The following is a 22,010-nucleotide window of genomic DNA, read 5'->3' as shown; positions in this document are numbered from 1 at the left end:
TACTCTAATCTCAATCGGTAATAAATGGGTAATCCTGCTGTACATATACATCCTTGTACAGCTCCTCGGGTTCAGGATAGGGCGACTCTTCGGCAAACTTGACCGATTCATCGATTGTCTTTTTCACTTCGGATTCCACCTGTTCGAACCATGCTTCGTCGGCATATTTCTTTTCCATGATGGTTGCCTTTGTCGTAATCAGCGGATCACGGCCCTTGTATTCTTCCAATTCTTCTTTGGTGCGGTACTTGGCGGGGTCCGACATGGAGTGGCCTTTATACCGGTACGTGCGCATCTCTAAGAATGTAGGGCCTTCGCCACTGCGCGCACGTTGCACGGCTTCATCCATAGCGTTGTGTACGGCGACGACGTCCATCCCATCCACCGGTGCGCTGGGCATGTCAAAACCGAGACCCATTTTATAAATATCAATCATATTGGTCGTACGGGCTACCGACGTGCCCATGGCATAACCGTTATTTTCGCAGACAAAGATAACGGGCAATTTCCACAGCATGGCCATATTCAATGCTTCATTGAACGCTCCTTGGCGGACAGCTCCATCCCCCATGTAACAGACGCAGACGTTATCCGTTCCATTGTATTTTTCGGCAAACGCAATACCGGCACCCAGCGGAATCTGTCCGCCTACGATGCCGTGGCCACCCATGAACTTATGTTCTTTGCTGAAAAAGTGCATGGAACCCCCTTTACCCTTCGAGCATCCGGTGGCTTTGCCAAACAGCTCTGCCATTGCGGCATTCGCGGAAATGCCTTTTGCCACTGCATGGGCGTGGTCGCGATAAGCGGTGATCATCGAGTCTTCGGGCCGTAGCACCGATAGCGCACCGGCGACGACGGCCTCTTGGCCGATATAGAGGTGACAAAATCCCCTGATCTTTTGCTGCCCATACAGTTGACCTGCCTTCTCTTCAAATTTGCGCATGAGCAGTATGGATTTATACCACTCTAAATAAGTCTCTTTTGTTATAGGTGTCGAACTCATTTCAAAGTTTTAGAAATACTCAATTTTTGGAAGGCAAACTTAGACAAAATTGTTGTGATATGCAATTTACACAGCCAGCTATGTCACAAAACATGCACGCGCAGACGAGGTGCATTTGTTTTCAGCAAGAAGGCACTTGGCATTTGCTGCAAATTGTATTAACTTTAATGGATTGTTTGACTTTTATCTACCGCAAATGAACGGCTACAAACACCAACTAGGCAGAACGGGCATGGCGATCGGCACAGTGATCATCCTGTTGCTATCGGCCTTCGCTGCGGTCAAAGACGATTTATTCCTGATCAGTAAAAATCTTGATATCTTTTCTGCGGTGTATCGGCAGATCAGTCTCAACTATGTGGACGAGACAGATCCCAACAGGCTGGTAAAAACAGCGGTGGACGCCATGCTGGGTGGCCTGGACCCGTATACCGAATATGTGCAGGAAAACGAGGTGGAGGATTACAGGCTCCGGTACATCGATACCCGATACGGGGGGATAGGCGCGGGAATTTTGCAACGGGATGGTCACTTCTACCTGTCGGAACTGCATCCCGGGCGACCGGCTGACGAAGCCGGATTGCAAACCGGAGACGAACTGGTCAGCATTGACGGCATCGGTCTTATGGATAAATCACTCAAGGAGGTCAGTCACCTATTGCGGGGGGCTGCCAACAGCGAAATTCGGCTCGGCGTGCGAAAACCGGGGCAAGAGGAGATGAAGGAATTGACGATCGCACGGGCCATTATTCGGCAACCCAACGTAAGCCATGCCACAGTATTGAGCGGCGGGATCGGCTATATTAAATTGGATAAATTTTTGGAGCAATCGGCAAAGGAAGTGGCGGATGCGTTGCAGGATTTTCAAAAGAACGGCAAACTTAACGGCTTGGTACTCGACCTCCGCAATAACGGCGGAGGCATTGTGCAGGAGGCTGTCAAGATTGTCAACCTATTCGTGCCCCAGGGAGAACTGGTGGTCAGCCAACGCGGCAAGAACTCGACCAAGGAACACAGCTATCGTACGATGGCTAACCCGTTGGCACCTGAGCTACCACTGGTGGTCCTCATCAACGGGTATTCGGCTTCTGCAGCGGAGATCGTAGCCGGTGCAATGCAAGATTTGGACCGGGCAGTGATCGTTGGCGGCAGGAGCTTTGGTAAAGGGCTGGTGCAGCAGACGTTCCCTGTCCCTTACAATAACCTCGTGAAGGTGACTATTGCGAAATATTATACCCCATCGGGCAGGTGTATACAAGCGATGGATTTTGTTCACCGGGATGATCAGGGCGGATATCACCCGGTATCCGATTCGTTGATCAATGCCTTCAACACCAAAAGCGGGAGGGTCGTATACGATGGCAGCGGAATTTACCCGGACATCACGATGGAACCATCACCTGCCAGTCCGATCACCAAGGCCCTGTTGGATCGGTATTTGGTGTTCGACTATGCAACGGCCTTTAAACAAAAACACACACGTATCGCTGATGCAAACCGGTTTGCGCTGAGTGACGAGCAATATGCTGATTTTATCCAGTTTCTGGAAGGCAAAGACTACAATTACTTCACCGAAACGGAAACGTTAGTGAAACAGCTGAAGGCGCAAGCCGAAGCAGACGAGGAGTCTGTAGAAATCCTGCAGGAGCTCGAATCGCTGGAGCGTAAGCTATACCACAACAAGCAGCATGATCTGGTCGATCATCAAGACGAGATCCGTGCGGCCGTCAGTGAGGAAATCATATCCCGTTACTACTACAAAAATGGGAGGATGACCTTTTCATTGAGACGAGATCCTCAATTGCAGCGTGCACTGCGCTTACTGACCACCGCTGCCGAATACTACAGCATTCTTGCTGGTGAAGGGAAATATAAAACAATCGGCCGTCCCGAGACGCTTTTAGCGTCGGTCGAGACGGCCGATTAGGCCCTATGGCGGATTACTCGCCGATGGCGTAATATTTAAAGCCGACGGCCGCAAGGTTATTCGTGGCAAGTAACTTTCTTCCGTCGAATACAAATGCGGGTTTCATCATCTTGTCTTTGATCCGCAGCCAATCATATTGTTTGAACTCATCCCACTCGGTGAGCACGGCAACGGCATGGGCATTGGTGGTCGCTTCGTAGGGATCTTCCACCACCGTGATCAGCCTCCGGTTATCCTCTGGACGGCGTGTACCAAGATAATCGAGGTCCGCATAGATCTGCTCCGCTGAAACCTTGGGGTCGTATACCACGATGTTGGCCTCTTCATTCAGTAAGGCATCAGCCACGTAAATAGCAGCCGACTCACGGGTATCATTCGTATCTTTTTTGAATGCCCACCCCAGGAAAACGATCTTTTTGCCCGAAACGGTGTTGTACATGGTTTGCACAATGTTATCCGCGAATCGGCGTTTCTGATGATCATTCATGATGATGACCTGCTCCCAATAGTCGGCCACTTCCTGCAGCCCATAGGTGCGTGCGATATATACCAGGTTCAGGATGTCTTTCTGAAAACAAGAGCCTCCGAAGCCTACAGACGCCTTGAGGAACTTAGGGCCGATGCGGCTGTCCGTGCCGATGGCGCGGGACACCTCGTCTACGTTGGCGCCCGTGCGCTCACAAAGTTCGGAAATGGCATTGATGGACGACACGCGTTGAGCCAGGAAGGCATTGGCGGTGAGTTTGGAGAGCTCGGATGACCAAAGATTGGTCGTCAGTATGCGCTCGCGCGGCACCCACGTGGCATAAACATCGACCAACGCTTGTACGGCTGCTTCGGTTTCGCCTCCGATGAGTACGCGGTCGGGATGATGCAGGTCCTGTATGGCGGTACCCTCTGCGAGAAACTCGGGGTTAGACAGGATGTGGAAGTTGACCCCGTTTCCCGTGTTGTGGAGGATGTTCTTGAGCGCCTCAGCGGTACGCACCGGGAGGGTAGATTTTTCGACGATGATCTTGTCGGAGGTGGCGGCGGCAGCAATCTGCCGGGCACAGAGCTCAATATACTTTAGATCGGCAGCCATGCCCTTTCCTTTGCCGTACGTTTTGGTGGGGGTGTTAACGGATATGAAAATGATATCCGCCTCGGCAATGGCGCCGTCTACATCCGTAGAAAAGAAAAGATTACGTCCGCGCGCCTCCCCGACGACTTCGGCAAGTCCGGGCTCATATACGGGAAGGTTTGACAGATCGGGATCATTCCACGCGGCGATGCGCTTTTCATTGATGTCTACGATTGTTACGGTGATCTGGGGGCACTTCTGGGCGATAACTGACATCGTAGGGCCTCCTACGTATCCCGCGCCGATGCAACAAATTTTGGAAATTTTCATTCGATTCAATTGTCTTTAGATGGCGATGAAGCTCGTCTGCCTGCGGCAGGCAGCTTTCATTCGTGACGAGTGGATAAATATGTGTATGAACGAAACGTGTGCGGGGCAAAAATAAAAAAAAACTTCATAGGTAGCGGAGTTTGGCGAAGTTTATAAAGAAAACTTAATATATCCTTGTTACTTATCCCTTATTCGCTAATTTTACCTTTCAAATTGGAGCACGAGTGATTAAGCAAGAGGTGATTGATAAGCTATTGGATGCCGCGCGGATTGAAGAAGTGGTGGGCGATTTTGTGGACCTGAAGAAGCGCGGTTCGTCCCTTATTGGCTTGTGCCCGTTCCACAATGAGAAGACACCGTCTTTTAATGTGTCCGTGAGCAGGGGTATTTACAAATGCTTCGGATGCGGGGCGGGAGGAGATGCCGTGCGGTTCGTGATGGAGCATGAGAAGTATAGCTATCCCGAAGCCCTAAAGTACCTTGGCCGGAAGTATCACATCGACGTGGAGGAAACCGAACGGACCCCAGAACAGCTTGCCGTGCAAGATAAACGGGAAAGCCTTTTCATCGTGACCAACTGGGCGGGCAAGTTTTTCAGGGAGGTGCTTTGGGACACCGAAGAGGGCCGTACCATTGGACTTAATTACTTCAAAGAACGCGGGTACCGAGAGGACATTATCCAGAAATTTGAGCTGGGATATTCGCCCGAGGCGTGGACGGCCCTGCATGAGCAGGCCCGGGCGGCGGGTTATAGGGATGAATTTCTTGAAGCAACGGGCCTGATCATCCGCAAAGACGACGGCAGTGCGTACGACCGCTTCCGGGGGCGGGTGATGTTTCCCATACACAACCTGACAGGCAGGATATTGGGTTTCGGTGGGCGCACGCTCAAAACCGATAAGAAAGCCCCGAAATACGTCAACTCTCCAGAGAGCGAGGTATACCACAAGTCCGATGTGTTGTATGGGCTTTATTTTGCAAAAAAGGCCATACTTGATGCAGATAATTGCTATTTGGTAGAAGGGTATGCCGATGTGATCTCCATGCACCAAGCGGGGGTGGAGCATGTGGTATCATCGTCGGGGACGTCGCTTACCAGCGGGCAGATACGACTCATCTCACGGTATACCAAAAATGTGACCATTCTCTACGATGGCGACGAAGCCGGTATCAAGGCGTCGTTGCGCGGCATGGATATGCTGTTGCAAGAGGGGCTCAACGTGAAGGTGCTGCTTTTTCCGGACGGAAACGACCCCGATTCGTATGTGCAACGATTCGGCTCTACGGCATTCAAGCAATATATCGCGGCACATCAGCAAGATTTTATTTTTTATAAAACGCATGTGCTGCTGCGGGATGCAGGAAACGATCCGGTGAAGCGCGCCGGGGTCATCCATGATGTGGTCGAAAGCATCGCCTTGATTCCCGATGCCATCAAAGCATCGGTATTTGTGCGCGAATGCAGTGCCCTGCTGGATATCGAAGAGCGCATCTTGATTGCGGAGCTCAATAAAATCCGCATCGCGCAGTCCCGCAAAGCTGCCAATAAACCTGAACGCGTACCCCAGCCAGGGGAGACGTTGGAATCTGCCGCTTCTGCGACGGCGGCAGATCCGGTGGAGCGAACCTCATCCGATGTGCTGCAGGAACGGGAGATTATCCGCATTCTGCTGCATTACGGCCATATGCCCGCTACGTGGGAAACCAATGCGGATATTCCCATCGCGCCGCTGATGCTCAACGGGCTTAATGATCTGTCATTCGAAGACGCGGCTTGCCTGTCGATCATTAACATCTACCGGGATCACATCGCCCGCAATGCGCTTCCGAATGAGCGCGTATTTGTAGCCCACCCTGACCGGCATATTTCGGACCTGGCGGTTGATTTGTTGGCCACCAAGTACAGCCTGAGTCCGAATTGGAACGATGAAAAACGAAAAATATACGTTTCGCATGAATCCGAACGGCTGGAAGACCTGGTGTATAGTGCCATTTATCGCATCAAAAAAAGGAAGGTAGAGCAGCAGATCATCCGGATCAGGGAAGAAATGAAGACCGAAACCGATGGAGCCAACATGGAATTGATACTGGCTAACTACCAGAAACTGAAAGATGTTTCAAAAGTAATCGCTGAAAAGTTGGGAACAATAGTCGTCAAATAAATGCTTAGCCACCTACAAAAAGGCAACAGTGGAGAGGATATCGCTGCACAGCTATTGAGGCAGCGTGGATATCGGATTCGCTATCAGAATTGGCGGCACAAGAATCTTGAAGTGGATATTATCGCTGAAGAAGGGGACATACTTGTTTTTGTGGAGGTCAAGACACGCACGGGCTACGCCTACGGCATGCCGTATGAATTTGTTGACGAGGTCAAACAAGACCGGCTGATCCGCGCGGCCAACCAATACATTGCGATGAATAAGTACGGGGGCGAAATCCGGTTTGACATTGTATCCATTCTCTATTCCGAAAAAACCGGCGTACACGATACCAGACTGATTAAGGATGCCTTTTGGCCGGATTAGTAGGGGGATAGAAAAATAATTAAGTTTGCAACTATGAATAGATGGATTTACTTGCCTGCGGTGCTGCTTGCCTTTATTGCATCATGCAACACGCAAAAGAAAGCAACGAAATTCCGGTTTGCTACGCCGCAGGCTGGGACGATCGTTAATATCGGGGAGTCCGTCCCCCTGAAATTGGTATTTCCGGCGGATGTGTCATCGTTTGATTCTGTTGTGTATGCGGTAGATGGTGAAGTACTGGCCCGGCGGACAGACAGCGCGGCGGTCTCCCTGGATACGGAAAAGAGCGCCTTTGGCAACCGTACGATCAGCGCGAAGCTCTATCATGGCGGCGAAGAGCAGGTGGCCTACAGCAACATTGTCGTCGTGCCACCCGCACCGCAACGATATGGCTTTAAGGTCGTCAACGAATATCCGCATGACCCCAAGGCGTATACACAAGGACTGGAATTTGATGAAAGCGGCATCTTATACGAAAGCACCGGGTATGAAAGCACCGGCCAATACGGCAAATCGACGCTCCGTAAGGTCAACTATCAAAGCGGCGAGGTGCTACAACAGATCGAATTGGATGAACAGTACTTCGGTGAAGGACTCACCATTATAGGGAACAAAATTATCCAATTGGACTGGCGTGATCACAAACTAGGGTTTGTATACAATAAAAATACCTTGGCGAAAATCGGTGAGTTTTCATACGGCCAGAGTCCGGAGGGATGGGGCCTGTGCTACGACGGCAATCGGCTCATCAAGTCAGACGGCAGCAGCAAGCTTTATTTCCTCAATCGGGATACCTATGCCGAAGAGGGGTTCATCGACGTGTACAATGACAAGGGGCCGATGGATAGTCTCAATGAGCTGGAATACATCGACGGCAAGGTATATGCCAACGTGTATACCAAGGACATCATTGTGGTGATCGACCCGAAGACTGGCGCCATCGAACGGGAAATCAACCTCATTGGCATCCACCCGGACAAGCAGGAAAGCAATAATGAACTCAACGGTATTGCCTATGATCGGCAAGGCGATCGGCTATTTGTCACTGGCAAACTCTGGAATAAGCTATACCATATCGAGCTTGTAGGACGCTAAGAAGGCCGGCATGCTGAGTGATATCAAGTACATCTTCAAATACCGGGAAAAAGTAATAGACCGCGTCATGCTCTACGTGAGCCTGACCTGCGCGTTGGTCGTGCTTTTCCATTTGGGATACAACACCGATAAGGCGACAGCCAGGCAATTTACCGTCATTACCGAATGGCTCTTTTATGGACTGTTTGTGTTGAGCATATCGCGGACCGTACTGTCCATCTGGGTAGCAAAGCGCGTGGCGATGGGTCATTACGGCGGACTAATCCTGATGCTGTATTTTCTGGTGGTGGCGCTGGCAAGGTTCGTCGGACCAGACATGTTGTTTTTTCTGCTGCAGGAAGAATGGCTGTATTTAGGGATCTTTGCGGTATTTCTTACCGAGCTGTCCAAGAACAGCCTCTTTTTTGACAATTTCTATTTCAACCCTACCATCCTCTTCGTGATCAGTTTTCTGGGGCTTATTTTCATCGGTACGCTCCTGCTGATGCTGCCACGGACGACACCGGGACAACCGTTGACTGTGGTAGATGCGTTGTTTATGGCAACAAGCGCGGTGTGCATAACGGGACTTTCGGTCGTGGACGTATCTGTCCGGCTGACCGGATTCGGTCACACCGTACTGCTGGTGCTTATCCAAGTGGGCGGGCTGGGCATCATGACCTTTACGGGGTTTTTCGGGTACTTCTTTTCGGGCGGGTTCTCGTACAAGAATCAATTGATGTATAGCGAGATGCTCGGCCACAATAAAGTAGGTTCGGTGATCACCACCTTGTTTAAAATCGTATTCATCACGTTGTTCTTTGAAGCGGTGGGTGCTGTGCTGATTTATTTCAGCATGGATGCCAACGACTTCGGGTCCAGCGGCGAACGGTTATTCTTCGCCCTGTTCCATTCCATATCCGCGTTTTGTAATGCAGGATTTTCCACGGCGCCTGAAGGTCTATTATCGCTCCGATTCAATTACAATTTGCAGCTGATCCTGGCGATGTTATTCATCATGGGTGGGCTGGGTTTTTCGATCGTATTGAATACCTACGCGTTTATCAAACGGTGGATCATCAATGTCGTCAAAAGAGTTTTTTACGGCCGTCCGTTTGTCTACCGGGCTTGGGTCATCAGCTTCAATTCGCGATTGATCGCGTGGGTCAGCGGTATATTGATTGTTTGCGGTTCGCTGGCGACCTTCATGCTGGAGTATGATCATACCCTTGCGGAGCACCAGGGACTGTGGGGCAAGCTGGTGTCAGCTTTTTTTACGGGTACGTCCGCAAGAACGGCCGGATTCAATATTGCGGATATGCGTGAGTTTACGTTTCCCACCATTATGCTCACCATGTTGCTCATGTGGATCGGCGCCTCGCCGGGATCGACTGGCGGAGGCATCAAGACCACCACCTTTGCCATTGCCTTCCTCAATGTCATCAGCTTAGCAAGGGGTAAGGATGATCTGGAAATTTTTAAACGGAGAATTTCGGCCGATACAGTCAGCAAAGCGTTTGCCATCATTATGTTATCCTTATTGGTCTTGGGTGTAGCCGTTTTTGCGCTTACGATCACTGATGGCGACAAGGGGCTGCTGGATATCGCATTTGAATGCTTTTCGGCATATGCGACCTGCGGACTGAGTTTGGGTATCACGCCCCAGCTCAGTGACGGCGGCAAGATCATCATTACCTGCACCATGTTTATCGGCCGTGTGGGGATGCTGACCTTGCTGGTGGCGTTAATCAAAAACATGAAAAATAGAAATTTCTCTTATCCGGAGGAAAAGGTATTGTTTTAAATCAGCGATAGACTATGAAATACATTGTGTTAGGCTTGGGGAATTTTGGCAAATCGTTGGCCATCCGGCTGACGGAATTGGGTCACGAGGTGATCGGCGTGGACAACCAGCTGTCCAAAGTGGAGCAGCTGAAGGAGAAGATCACCCATACGGTGTGTATGGATAGCACCGACATCGATGCGGTAAGTTCGCTTCCGCTGAAGGATGCCCATGCGGCGGTGGTGGCGATTGGTGAAGATGAAGGCGCTTCGCTGTTGACCACAGCACTGTTGAAACAGCTTTCCGTGAAACGCATTATTGGCCGGATCGTGTCAGACTTGCAACGGACGGTGCTGCAAGCCATGGATATCGATGAATACATCATGCCCGAGGAGGAGTCGGCCGATCGGCTGGCCATGCGGCTGGATAATATCGACATCGTAGATTCGTTCAAAATATCGGAGAAGTATAGCATCATTGAAACCAAGGTGCCTACCGCATACGTGGGAATGACACTGAGGCAAGCGAATCTGACCAACAAATACAAGGTCATCGTGCTCACCACGATCAGGGCGACAGAAACATTGGTAAAGGGTAAGACAACGATAAAGAAAGAAGCCACCGGCATCGCGCAGTCGGATACGGTACTGATGGCGGGCGATATTCTGGTGCTGTTTGGCGAGCTGAAAGATATCAACCGGCTAATCCAAAAGGGCGAGTGAGCTTGAATTTTTTATTTGTCAGGACTTCAAGAATACCACGCATTTTGGCTAAGTTTGACCCGTTGTCATGTAGACCCTTAGTGATATAAATGAAACCTGCATGTCAGCGCCTTACGCAAAGGCGATGAAATGCAGGTTCCAAGAGGCAAGTAAAGACAATTTATTTTCGAATGAAAACCTGGTTCAACAATAACTCCACGCATTTGGCGGTCATCGGCGTTTTTATCGCCATCTGTTTCGTGTATTTTACACCCGCCTGGCAGGGTAAGGTACTCTTCCAAAATGATGTATTGCAAGCCCAAGCCGGGCAGAAAGAAATCCTCGACATCAAGGCACGCGATGGCGATATGCCGCTCTGGACCAATTCTCAGTTTAGCGGGATGCCCTCGTATCAGGTGCTGATAGAACTGCCCAATAATTTGACGACCTACCTGCTGAGGGGATTCAAAGCAGTTTTTCCGCATCCGATTGATGTGGTACTATTATACCTCCTGGGAGCCTATTTGCTTTTCACCGTGCTAAACGTCAGGCCTTGGCTGGCCGCCGTCGGTGCTGTGGCGTTTGCATTTTCGTCGTATAATTTTATCTATATCGAAGCCGGTCATGCCAATAAGACTTACGCCATCGCATTCATGGCGCCCATCTTGGCAGGCATCCTGCTGGCTTTCCGGGGCAAATACCTATGGGGAGCCGTGCTATTGGCGCTTGCTATGGCGCTGGAGATCCGGGTGAACCATATTCAGGTGACCTATTACCTGTTTTTGGCTGTATTGATTTTAGTGGGGATCGAGCTATACCACGCGATAAAGGAAAAAAGACTGCTGGGGTTTGGTAAGGCCATTGCCTACCAGGCGGTTGCTGTGCTGATGGCGGTTGCCGTGAATGCGTCGCTGCTTTGGCCGACCTATGAATACAGCAAGGAATCGTTACGGGGGAAAACTAATTTAACGACAGCGAATGCACAGCGAGCAGAAAACGGCGTGAGCCGCGAATATGCTTATCTCTGGAGCCAAGGCGTGGGTGAAAGTCTCACGTTTTTGATTCCCAATGCGTACGGCGGCGGCACGTCTACGCAATTGGACGCGGAGTCGAATGTGGCCAAGTTGGTGATGAGCAAAGGGGTTGACCCAAATCAGGCAGTTGGCATTGCTGCCAATATGCCGACATATTGGGGAGAGAAACAATTTACTTCCGGACCGTGGTATTTTGGGGCAGGAATCATATTCCTTTTCTTTCTGGGACTACTCATCGTCAAAGGACCGCTCAAGTGGTGGCTGCTTGGCGCCACCTTATTGATGCTGCTGCTGTCATTCGGTCGGCATTTTCCGCTGATTTCCGACTTGTTTTTCAACTACTTCCCGATGTATAATAAGTTCAGGGCGGTAGAGTCTACCCTGATGATTGTGACCCTGTCGGTGCCGATATTGGCGATATTGGCGGTGAATGAGCTGATCACGAATGGCAATAAGATAAAAAACGTAGACAAGAAGGTGCTGTATGTGCTATACGGGGTAGGGGGACTTACCTTGATTATCGCAGCATTGCCAGACGTGTTTCTGAGCTTCAAGAGTTCCAACCATCAGGCCATGATTCAGCAGTATGGACAGCAGCTGCGCGATAACACGTTTGCCAACGAACTCATGGCCGCGCTGGTAAAAGATCGCGCTGCATTGGCCCGCACGGATGCTTTCCGTTCGCTGCTGTTTGTTGTCCTTACGTTTGGGTTGGTGTGGCTATTGATTAAGCATAAGCTCAAGGCACAGACGGCGGTAATCCTCTTAGGTGCCGTTATCCTCATTGATCTATGGGGTGTGGATAGGCGGCACTTAAATAACGAACGGTTTGTCGACAAGCTACAGGTAAACCGGCAGTTTATTCAGGAACGGGAGGTGGATAAGCTCATCCTGATGGATAAAGACCCCAACTACCGGGTGCTTGACCTGACGACCAATCCTTTTGAGGATGCACGTACTTCTTATTTCCACAAATCCCTTGGGGGCTATCACGCCGCTAAGCTGATGCGTTATCAGGAGGTCATTGAAAGGCAGTTTTCCAGTGCCATCAACGAAGATGTGCTGGACATGCTGAATACCCGCTATTTGATTACAACCGATAACCAAAACAGCCAACGTATCCAACGCCGCAGCTCGGCAGTGGGCAATGCCTGGTTTGTCGAAAAGGTGACCTTGGTCAAGAATAACGAAGAAGAGATGGAGGCCATCAATGCATTCGACCCCCGGAAAGAGGCGTTCATCCATGAAGCGTTTAAGCCGTTGCTGGATGAGAAGCGTTTAGGCAAGCCCGCCAATTCATCCATTGAACTGACCTCCTACCGGCCGGACCGATTGGTGTATGAATACTCTGCTCCGCAGGACGCATTAGCGGTGTTTTCTGAAATATGGTATGACAAAGGTTGGAAAGCCTATGTAGACGGAGAAGAGCGCCCTATTTTGCGGGCCAATTACCTGCTGCGAGCGCTGCAGCTGCCGGGTGGTAATCATCAAGTGGAGTTTAAATTTGAGCCGCGGTCATACCACCTCGGCGAAACCATTTCGTTGATCGCCTCCGTCATTTTAGTAGCTGGAATGGCATTGGCCATATGGGTGGAGACCAAAAAGAAGGCGGAGTCAGCGCCGGCTAAAAAAGCGTAAGCTGCGGGTCCGTTACCCGGAATGTCCGGCGGTGGTGCGGACTGAAACCGTGTGCTAAGATCGCCGTGCGGTGGTGCACCGTCGGGTATCCTTTATTTTGCTGCCACCCATATTGGGGAAATTCTTCTGCGAGCCGCTCCATATATTCGTCGCGATAGGTCTTGGCCAATATAGACGCGGCAGCGATCGAGAGGTATTTGCCATCACCTTTTATGACACAGCAATGCGGGGTTTTTTGGTAAGGCGTAAACCGGTTGCCATCTACAATGATATACTCGGCTTTCGTCGCCAGCGTATCAAGGGCACGATGCATCGCCAAGTAAGACGCGTTGTGGATATTGATCTTATCGATCTCTTGTGCCGTGGCGCTGGCAACGGCAAAAGCCATTGCCTCCGCTTCAATCATGTGGCGCAATTCGAAACGCTGGGCGGCCGACAGTTGCTTGGAGTCGGTGAGCACTTCATGCCGGAAATCGGTCGGCAAGATGACAGCCGCGGCATAAACCGGACCAGCCAAGCAGCCCCTCCCTGCCTCGTCGCACCCCGCCTCCACAAATGTGTCCTGATACCTCGGTAGTAGCATTATTCTTCACCGTTTCGTTAACTGACAACAAAAATATACATTTACGCATATACATGCGTGCACAAACCTTAAATAGGTTTAACGCTTCTGATGTAATAATTCTTATACAATTAAACTAATGGGTTATGACGGTGTCAAAATCACACATTACGGCAAAAATGGCTAAAAATGCGTGTACGGTATTGATGTTCGTGTTTGTGTTAGCAAATCCGATCTTTGCGCAGCGGAATAAAGGCAATGTCCAACCATCGTTGGACAGGGCTGCCGATATCGTTATCGATGGAAAACTTGATGATTGGGGGGATACCTTGGTGTACGAACACGCTGCCCAAAAGTTTTACTACCACATTAAAAACGACGACGAAACGCTGTATGTAGCCATGCGCGTAAAAGATAAGGATCGGCAGATGCAAGTGTTTGCACAAGGGCTTGCCCTGATGGTCAATATCAAAGGCAAGCGGCGTGAGGGCCCGACAGTTTATTTTCCTGTTGCCGACCGGTTGGCCTTTCGTTCGATCATGTCTGCTGACAACGATGACCGTCCCGACGATATGCGAGAAGGCGCGCTCAAAGCGATACGCGCTATTCATGTCATGCGGTTTGATGATGTGCTCGACGGGCAGATTTCGTTGGAGAACACCTACGGCATATATGCTCAAGCAGCATTGGACACCACAGATGCCCTGTGCGTCGAAATGGCCGTTCCGTTGGAGCGGTTAGGCATTTCGGTGAGCGCTGGCGCGCCATTGGCGTTCAATGTGAAGATCAACGGTGTGATGGTGCCGGGCAGCGGCAGTTCGGCCAGCACCATGAGACGCGGCTATGGCTATCCCTATGGCTATGGCTACGGCTATCCTTACGGTTACGGTCAACCTACACCCGCAAAGCCCCGCGAAGAGTCGGGCGTATGGATAATAGCGCCTTTGGCAAACGAATGATTTTTTACTTACGATAATGACACCTTTCAATCAATCAATTATTAAGCAAACCGTGAAGACGGGGCTATTGAGCTTGTTATTGGCATCGCTCAGCGTTGTCGGGATTTCGCAAACCAGTAGGCGGGTGCAGGGCACCTTAAGTGACCAAGGAGGGGAACCGATCGTCGGCGCCTCCATCAAGTTGGTATCGGATGTAGACTCTGCGCAGACAAGCTCTGGAAGAGGGGGCCTTTTTTCGTTCACCAATATAAAAGGCGAACGTTTTACACTGACGGTGACTAACTTGGGTTTTGACACGCTGCAACGCAGCTTCGCTTTTGAGGCCGGCAGCAATGAGTTGATGCTGCCGATCAGCCTCAACGAATCCAGCCAGATGCTGGCGGAAGTATCGGTAACCGGCGTTGCGCCCATCACCATAAAGGAGGATACCTTGGAGTATGCTACGAAAGACTTACGGCTGCGCGAAGGCGCGCTGGTGGGAGATGCGCTGAAGAAATTGGATGGCGTTGAAGTGGATAGAGATGGCAACGTGACCGCCCAAGGCGAGACGGTGACCCGGGCGCGCATCAATGGGAAGGATTATTTTGGCGGGGATATCAAAGCCGCTATCCAGAACCTGCCGGCAGAAATCGTTGAAAAAATACAGATTGTAGATGACTATGGCGATATGGCCAATGTCACGGGCAACCGTACCGGGGACCCTGAGCGGGTGCTGAACTTGGAAATAGCGCCAGAGAAGAATAATGGTGATTTCGGAAATTTCCGGATGGGTGGCGGTACCGAAAGCCGGTATCAGGCAACGGGCTCATACGGCAAGTTTAAGGAAGGGATGCAACTTTCGGTGTTGGGCAATTTGAATAATGTAAACGCCAACCTGTTTGATTTCAACACCCGTAGCGGTGGCGCACGGCGGGGTCCCGGTAGCGGGAGTTTCGGCCGCGGGTTCGGTGGCGGCGGTATGGGTTTCGGCGGGAATGGGCTCACCAATACCCAATCCATCGGGATCAACTACCGGCAGGACTTCAATGATCAACTGACCATGTACGGCGAATACAGCTTTGGCCATACGGATAATACCACGTTGAGCGATGGGTTTACCGAAACGACGCTCACGGAAGGTCCGCTCTACACCACCAGCAACGAGGATAATGGAAGTATCGGCAATGACCATCGATTCAGTTGGAATGTGGAATATAAACCGGATGAAAAGAATTACATCAAATTTTCGCCAAACGTCAGTTTTCGTAACAATAACTCCAACAACCGGTCGTTCAGTACCATCACAGAAAACGGTCAATTGGTCAATGACATGCTGAATACCCAAATCAACCGATCAAATGCACCGAATTATGGCGCGAGTGGCCTATATAATCGCCGGCTGAGTGATGAAGGACGGAACATCTTTGTTAATTTTTCGGTGAATACCGCCAGTACGGCACAAGACCAGGAACGAATTCTGAATTCATTGGTGTACGAAACGGCCATTGAAGAGATGGATAGCGTATACCAGCAGCACCTGGTGGATCTGGAGAACAAAAACCTGAATGGCGGTGTCACCCTATCATACATCGAACCCGTGGGGCAATACAGCAACCTGGAGGTTAGCTATGATTTCAACTTCGCGTCGTATGATAACAGTCGCCATGCCAACGCGTATGATATGGACGGCGTGATCATCGATAATCCGGAATATAATAACGACCGTACATACGATTATTCCTTTTATACCCACCGCGGTACGCTTACGTATCGTTATCGCAAGGACAAATGGAATTATTCGTTTGGTGTGGCGGCGCAACCCAACCTGTTACGGGGCGGCGCGAATATCGACGGCGAGGCGATTCCGATCAATCGGAATGGTTTCAATTGGATGCCCGTTGCCCGGGTAGAGTATGAAGCATCACGTACAAAGCGGTTCAACATCAACTACAGCGGCCGGGCCAACGAACCCAGCGTAACGCAAATACAGCCATTTACCGATTATTCAAACGTAAATGCCCCGGTGACGGGTAATCCCAACCTTTCGGCGGAGTTCAATCATGAGCTGCGGATGTTTTACCGCAATTTCAACATCAGCGGAGGCAACTCATTCTTTGTGGGTCTTATGGGCTCACTGGCGGAAGATAAAATTGTGACCAACCGTACGACGATGAGAGATGACTCGATCGGTATCATTCAGGCCACCGAATACCTGAATACGGATGGGGTTTACAACGCGAGGGGCTTCTATAATTTTTCGAAACCATTTGCCGACCGCACGTATACACTTTCATTCAACGGCATGGCCAGTTATAACAACAATGTGTCATACGTAACGGCTCCGATTGATAATAGCGATGCGGCTACGTTACTCACCCAGCGGAACCTCGCAAAAAACTGGATTCTCTCGCAAGGGCTTAATTTCCGCTATAATCCGAAAGAAACCATCGAGGTTTCTCCCGGCGTACGGTATACGTATAACACGACACGCAATACGGTATCGTCAGGAAGCAACCGCGATGTATCTACCTGGGCGCTGACCTTAAATGGCACCGTGAATTTGACACCAACGTGGGTATTCAGTGCGGACCTGGCGAAAACATCGAACAATGGATACAACAGTTCGGTAGACGCCAATCCTATGATCATTGACGCATATATCGAAAAGCAATTTTTCAAGGGTAGAAACGGCGCCATCCGTTTCCAAGCGTTTGATTTACTCAACGAACAGACGAACGTGTCGCGTACCGTTACGGATAACAGCATCATTGACAACCGCAGCAATCGGCTAGCGCGTTATTTTATGCTGACCTTAACCTACCGCTTCTCCAACTTTGCCGGTGGGAACATGTTTGAGGGTCCGGGGGGACCTCGCGGTCCAGGTGGCCCGGGCGGCTGGGGTGGTGAGCGACGGGGCGGCGGCGGTTAAAAACCCTGCGGATTTTTAGAACCCTATCGGTTTTTTGCTATCTTGCGCGGCAATGGAATACGAGCTTATTGAGTTGGGCAATGGCATCCGCGTGGTGCTGCATCAAGTCCCGTCGCCGGTGTCTCACGCGTGCATGCTGGTCAACGCAGGTGCGCGGGACGAGCGCATTGGCCAGTATGGCTTGGCCCATTTCATCGAGCATTTGCTGTTTAAGCAAACCGCACGGCGGAACACACCACAGATATTGAACCGGCTTGAATCGGTCGGGGGCGACTTGAACGCGTACACCACCAAAGAGTATACCTGTATGCATGCCTCTTTTCTTTTTCCTTATCTGGAGCGGGCATTGGACTTGTTGGAGGATCTGTTTTTCCATTCGGTGTTTCCCGAGACCGAAATGGAAAAAGAAAAGGGGGTGATCATCGACGAGATGGCTTCCTATCAAGACAGTCCGGAGGATGCCATCATGGATGATTTTGAAGATCAACTGTTTCAAGGGCATGAGCTCGGTCATAATATCCTCGGTGCCGTCGATGATCTGCAAGGGCTCAAGCAAGCGGATATCCGTGAGTTCATTCAACAGAATTACAACACGTATGAAGTGGTCATCGGTATTACCGGCAACTATTCTTCGAAGAAGATAAGACCGTTGGTCGAGCGGATTTTCGGCAAGATTCCAGCATGCGACACCCCGAAAAAGCGGATTTTGCCGCACAAGAACGGGCATGTGGATGCCGTGGTAAAAAAGCCGATCCAACAGGTACACCATGTAATGGGCAGCATGGCGTATGATGTACATGATGATAACAAAGCGGGATTGCTGCTGCTCAACAACATGCTTGGTGGAATGGGGATGAGCTCACGGCTCAACCTGACCGTACGAGAAAAACACGGCATCGCGTATACCATCGAATCCAACTATACACCCATTTCGGACACTGGGATCTTTTATATTTATTTCGGTACTGACGACGAAAAAATGGATAAGGCCTTGCGGCTGGTCTACAAGGAGCTGCGAACCTTTCGTAACCAAAAAGTCGGCATCATGCAGCTTTATCAGGCCAAGCGGAAGTTTAAGGGGCAAATCGCACTGGCCGAGGAAAACCGGCTGAACCTCATCATTTCATTGGCCAAAAGCCTAATGGATCATGGTCATGTACAAACGCTGGAAGAAGTCTTCGAACAGATAGATGCCGTGGATGCGGCACAACTTTTGAATATTGCCAATGAAATATTGGATGAACGCAGTCTTTCATCCCTGAGTTTTATCCCAGAATAGTTAACTATGAGCAAAGCATATATATTCCCAGGGCAAGGCGCCCAATTCGTGGGTATGGGCAAAGACCTGTATAACCACAGTGAGCAAACGAGATTTTTATTTGAACAAGCCAATGAAATCTTGGGTTTCCGGATTACCGATGTGATGTTTGAGGGAACGGATGAAGACCTCAAACAGACCAGGGTAACCCAACCGGCTATTTTTTTGCATTCGGTGATCCTGGCCCAAGCGTTGGGGAAGGCGTTTGATCCGCAAATGGTTGCGGGACACTCGTTGGGGGAGTTTTCAGCGTTGGTATCTGCCGGCGCACTGAGCTTTGAAGATGGACTGCGGCTGGTGGCTGCGCGGGCGAATGCGATGCAGAAGGCCACGGAAATCCAACCCTCCACAATGGCCGCCATTTTGGGGCTTGATGATTTCACCGTTGAAGATATCTGCCAGCGGGTCAGTGATGTGGTGGTGCCAGCCAACTATAATTGCCCGGGGCAATTGGTGATTTCAGGAACGATTGCAGGGGTAGACAAAGCTTGTGAATTGCTGCTGGAAGCAGGGGCTAAACGGGCACTGAAGCTCAATGTGGGTGGGGCATTCCACTCGCCGTTGATGGAAGCGGCTAAAGTGGAACTGCAAGCAGCCATTGAGGCAGTAAGCATCCGAGTGCCGGTGTGCCCGGTGTACCAGAACGTTGATGCGCATGCTTATACCGATCCCGAAGCGATCAAGCACAACCTTATTGAACAACTAACAGGGCCGGTACGCTGGACGCAAACCGTCCTGCACATGATCGAAGGAGGGGCTACTTCATTCACCGAAGTAGGACCTGGCAATGTACTGCAGGGGTTGGTCAAAAAGATAGACCGCCAAGCCGAAACAGCCGCCGCAGCCTTATAGGCTGAAGGCGGCCTTTACTTGGTCCACGTAGTCCAGCTTTTCCCAAGTAAACAGCTCGACGTCTAACGAACGCGTCTCCCCATTGCTGTTTTCGAAAACCTTGGTCACCGTTTGCGGTTCACGTCCCATGTGGCCATATGCTGCGGTTTCCGAATAGATCGGGCTCCGCAGTTTCAGGCGCGTTTCAATGCCATAGGGGGTCATATCAAACAGGTCATGGATTTTTTTGGCAATCTCGCTATCGGACAATCCCACGTTAGCCGTGCCATACGTGTTGACGTATATGCCGATCGGGTCTTTTACGCCAATGGCATAGGATATCTGCACCAGCAATTCGTCAGCGACCCCGGCAGCGACCAAGTTTTTGGCGATGTGCCGGGTGGCGTACGCCGCCGAGCGGTCTACCTTGGATGGGTCCTTGCCCGAAAACGCACCCCCGCCATGCCCCCCTTTGCCGCCATAGGTATCCACGATGATTTTCCTGCCCGTCAGTCCGGTATCACCATGCGGGCCGCCGATGACAAATTTGCCTGTAGGGTTGATGTGGTACTTGATGCCGTCTGTAAAGAGCAACTGCAATTCGGGCTTGAGCTGAGCTTTTACACGGGGGATCAAGATGTTGATCATATCCGACTTGATTTTATCGAGCATGACCGATTCGGTATCGAAGTCATCATGCTGGGTGGAGATCACAATGGCATCAATGCGCAAGGGCTTATGATTGTCGTCGTATTCAAGCGTGACCTGCGCCTTGGAATCGGGCCGGAGGTACTTGATCTCCTTGTTTTCCCGGCGCAGGACAGCGAGTTCTAGCAGCAACTTATGTGCAAGGTCGAGCGGCAACGGCATGAAATTGTCTGTTTCATTGTTCGCGTATCCAAACATAATCCCTTGGTCGCCTGCGCCTTGCTCTTGTTTTTCTTGGCGATCTACACCTTGGTTAATATCCGGGGATTGCTCATGTATGGCAGAAAGAATCCCGCAGGAATTGGCCTCAAACATATAAGCCGATTGGGTATATCCGATGCGTTCGATAACCGAGCGTGCGATCTTGGGCACATCTAAGTATATTTTAGACTTGACTTCGCCGGCCAATACAACCTGTCCGGTAGTGACCAATGTTTCGATGGCAACGCGCGCATCGGCATCCCAAGCCAAGAAATTGTCAATAAGAGCATCCGAAATCTGATCTGCTATCTTGTCTGGATGTCCTTCCGAAACGGACTCTGAAGTGAATAGATAGGGCATGTGGTATTCTAATTTTGGCTGCAAAGCTACGATACTTTTATTGTTTTCAAAACAGTGGCGCAATGTAATTGGTTGTTACTTCCAATCGAACGGTATGTTAAGTTTTCATCAATTATAATAGCGGATATAGATTATATCGTTTATGCTGATACTTTTGTAGTGGTAACTAATCGCATGGGGAAAAGAAAGCGGATTTTATTTGTCGTTAATCCGATATCCGGGGGCAAGAAGAAAAAAGGCTTTGAAAAGCGGGTCCTTGAAGACCTTGATTTGGCCGTATACGATGCTGAATTTGCGGTCACCAAACATCCTGGGCATGCAAATATGCTAAGCAAGCAAGCAATGAAAGACCAGGTGGACGTGGTAGTAGCCGTAGGGGGCGACGGGACCATCAATGAAGTTGCTTCTGCGTTGAATGGTACGAGTACCGCGCTGGGAATCGTACCCGAAGGATCGGGTAATGGGTTGGCGCTTTATCTGGGTATTCCGCTCAACGAACGGGCGGCAGTCCGGCGGTTGAATCGATTTGAACACATCACGATCGATAGCGGCAGCATAAACGGATTTCCGTTTTTTAACATGGCGGGCATCGGATTCGACGCTTCGGTAAGCGATCGGTTTGCCAACGATAAGCTTCGCGGACCAATCGGTTATTTGAAGGCGGTGCTGACAGAGATTGGCACGTATAAACCCAAACGGTACACCCTGGATATCGACGGTGAGATTTATGAACGGGAAGCATTTATGATCAGTGTCGCCAATTCGCCCCAATATGGTAACAATGCGTACATCGCTCCACAGGCATCCGTAACGGACGGGATGTTGGACGTGTGCATTATTAAGCAATTTCCGTTATATACGATGCCGATGATGGTGTTTCATTTATTTAATAAAACGGCAGACCAATCCGAATACGTGGAAATTGTTCCGGGTCGGCGAATCCGCATCGAGCGGGAATCTGCCGCCACCGTGCATATCGATGGCGAACCGAAAGAAATGGGAATAATATTGGAGATAGGTGTGAATCCGGCTACATTGAACATCATCTGTTGAAGAAGCGGGCAATTCATCCTGAAATG

Annotated in this window: 16 protein-coding genes; 12 read left to right on the top strand and 4 right to left on the bottom strand. The window is 50.4% G+C overall.

Annotated elements, in window-relative coordinates; translation table 11 throughout:
* Positions 1-10 precede the first annotated feature (10 nt).
* On the bottom strand, positions 11-1,006 hold the full coding sequence (gene pdhA / locus ACMGDE_RS04190; protein ID WP_436831503.1) for a pyruvate dehydrogenase (acetyl-transferring) E1 component subunit alpha: 996 nt from the start codon (positions 1,004-1,006) through the stop codon (positions 11-13).
* A 232-nt stretch (positions 1,007-1,238) separates the two neighbouring features.
* Here pdhA and ACMGDE_RS04185 point away from each other — a divergent pair, with 232 nt between their 5' ends.
* Positions 1,239-2,933, top strand: coding sequence for a S41 family peptidase (locus ACMGDE_RS04185; RefSeq protein ID WP_436831502.1), 1,695 nt, complete (start codon positions 1,239-1,241; stop codon positions 2,931-2,933).
* Positions 2,934-2,946: 13 nt separating this feature from the next.
* On the opposite strand, the gene ACMGDE_RS04180 is transcribed toward ACMGDE_RS04185, so the two are convergent.
* Positions 2,947-4,326 carry a UDP-glucose 6-dehydrogenase gene (locus ACMGDE_RS04180; RefSeq protein ID WP_436831501.1) on the bottom strand — a complete coding sequence of 460 codons (1,380 nt, stop codon included), beginning with the start codon at positions 4,324-4,326 and terminating at the stop codon, positions 2,947-2,949.
* A 224-nt stretch (positions 4,327-4,550) separates the two neighbouring features.
* Between ACMGDE_RS04180 and dnaG the strand changes: the two genes are divergently transcribed.
* The 6 genes from dnaG to ACMGDE_RS04150 all read left to right on the top strand — a co-directional run bounded on the left by dnaG (position 4,551) and on the right by ACMGDE_RS04150 (position 13,084).
* Positions 4,551-6,488: a DNA primase gene (dnaG, locus tag ACMGDE_RS04175; protein ID WP_436831500.1), complete on the top strand. Its 1,938-nt coding sequence runs from the start codon at positions 4,551-4,553 to the stop codon at positions 6,486-6,488.
* Positions 6,489-6,854, top strand: a complete 366-nt coding sequence (locus ACMGDE_RS04170) for a YraN family protein (protein WP_436831499.1) — start codon at positions 6,489-6,491, stop codon at positions 6,852-6,854.
* A gap of 33 nt (positions 6,855-6,887) precedes the next feature.
* The gene (locus ACMGDE_RS04165) at positions 6,888-7,949 is read left to right on the top strand and encodes a glutaminyl-peptide cyclotransferase (RefSeq protein ID WP_436831498.1); all 1,062 of its coding nucleotides are present in this window, start codon (positions 6,888-6,890) and stop codon (positions 7,947-7,949) included.
* Positions 7,950-7,959: 10 nt separating this feature from the next.
* Positions 7,960-9,732, top strand: a complete 1,773-nt coding sequence (locus ACMGDE_RS04160; protein ID WP_436831497.1) for a TrkH family potassium uptake protein — start codon at positions 7,960-7,962, stop codon at positions 9,730-9,732.
* Positions 9,733-9,746: 14 nt separating this feature from the next.
* Entirely contained in the window at positions 9,747-10,433 is a 687-nt protein-coding gene (locus ACMGDE_RS04155) for a potassium channel family protein (RefSeq protein ID WP_436831496.1), read from the top strand.
* Between the two features lie 170 nt (positions 10,434-10,603).
* Complete coding sequence (locus ACMGDE_RS04150; protein WP_436831495.1) at positions 10,604-13,084, top strand: YfhO family protein; 2,481 nt, start codon at positions 10,604-10,606, stop codon at positions 13,082-13,084.
* On the opposite strand, the gene rnhB is transcribed toward ACMGDE_RS04150, so the two are convergent.
* Positions 13,071-13,667: a ribonuclease HII gene (rnhB, locus tag ACMGDE_RS04145; protein ID WP_436831494.1), complete on the bottom strand. Its 597-nt coding sequence runs from the start codon at positions 13,665-13,667 to the stop codon at positions 13,071-13,073. The two genes, ACMGDE_RS04150 and rnhB, sit on opposite strands and share 14 nt — an antisense overlap.
* 125 nt (positions 13,668-13,792) lie before the next feature.
* Here rnhB and ACMGDE_RS04140 point away from each other — a divergent pair, with 125 nt between their 5' ends.
* Genes ACMGDE_RS04140 through fabD form a run of 4 tightly spaced genes read left to right on the top strand, consistent with a single transcriptional unit; the run spans position 13,793 to position 19,683 of the window.
* Positions 13,793-14,605: a hypothetical protein gene (locus ACMGDE_RS04140; protein ID WP_436831493.1), complete on the top strand. Its 813-nt coding sequence runs from the start codon at positions 13,793-13,795 to the stop codon at positions 14,603-14,605.
* A 52-nt stretch (positions 14,606-14,657) separates the two neighbouring features.
* Complete coding sequence (locus ACMGDE_RS04135; RefSeq protein WP_436831492.1) at positions 14,658-17,513, top strand: outer membrane beta-barrel protein; 2,856 nt, start codon at positions 14,658-14,660, stop codon at positions 17,511-17,513.
* A gap of 52 nt (positions 17,514-17,565) precedes the next feature.
* Entirely contained in the window at positions 17,566-18,792 is a 1,227-nt protein-coding gene (locus ACMGDE_RS04130; protein ID WP_436831491.1) for a M16 family metallopeptidase, read from the top strand.
* 6 nt (positions 18,793-18,798) lie between these two features.
* Positions 18,799-19,683 (top strand): ACP S-malonyltransferase, encoded by an 885-nt coding sequence (gene fabD, locus ACMGDE_RS04125; RefSeq protein WP_436831490.1) that lies wholly within the window; start codon positions 18,799-18,801, stop codon positions 19,681-19,683.
* Here fabD and metK read toward each other — a convergent pair.
* Positions 19,678-20,931, bottom strand: a complete 1,254-nt coding sequence (gene metK, locus ACMGDE_RS04120) for a methionine adenosyltransferase (RefSeq protein WP_436831778.1) — start codon at positions 20,929-20,931, stop codon at positions 19,678-19,680. The two genes, fabD and metK, sit on opposite strands and share 6 nt — an antisense overlap.
* Positions 20,932-21,105: 174 nt before the next feature.
* Here metK and ACMGDE_RS04115 point away from each other — a divergent pair, with 174 nt between their 5' ends.
* Positions 21,106-21,984, top strand: a complete 879-nt coding sequence (locus ACMGDE_RS04115) for a diacylglycerol/lipid kinase family protein (protein WP_436831489.1) — start codon at positions 21,106-21,108, stop codon at positions 21,982-21,984.
* Positions 21,985-22,010 lie beyond the last annotated feature (26 nt).

This window comes from Parapedobacter brassicae, assembly GCF_051400755.1.
Classification (GTDB): Bacteria; Bacteroidota; Bacteroidia; order Sphingobacteriales; family Sphingobacteriaceae; genus Parapedobacter.
The sequence above is the reverse complement of the archived record's forward strand: the minus strand, read 5'-3'. Positions and strand labels throughout refer to the sequence as shown.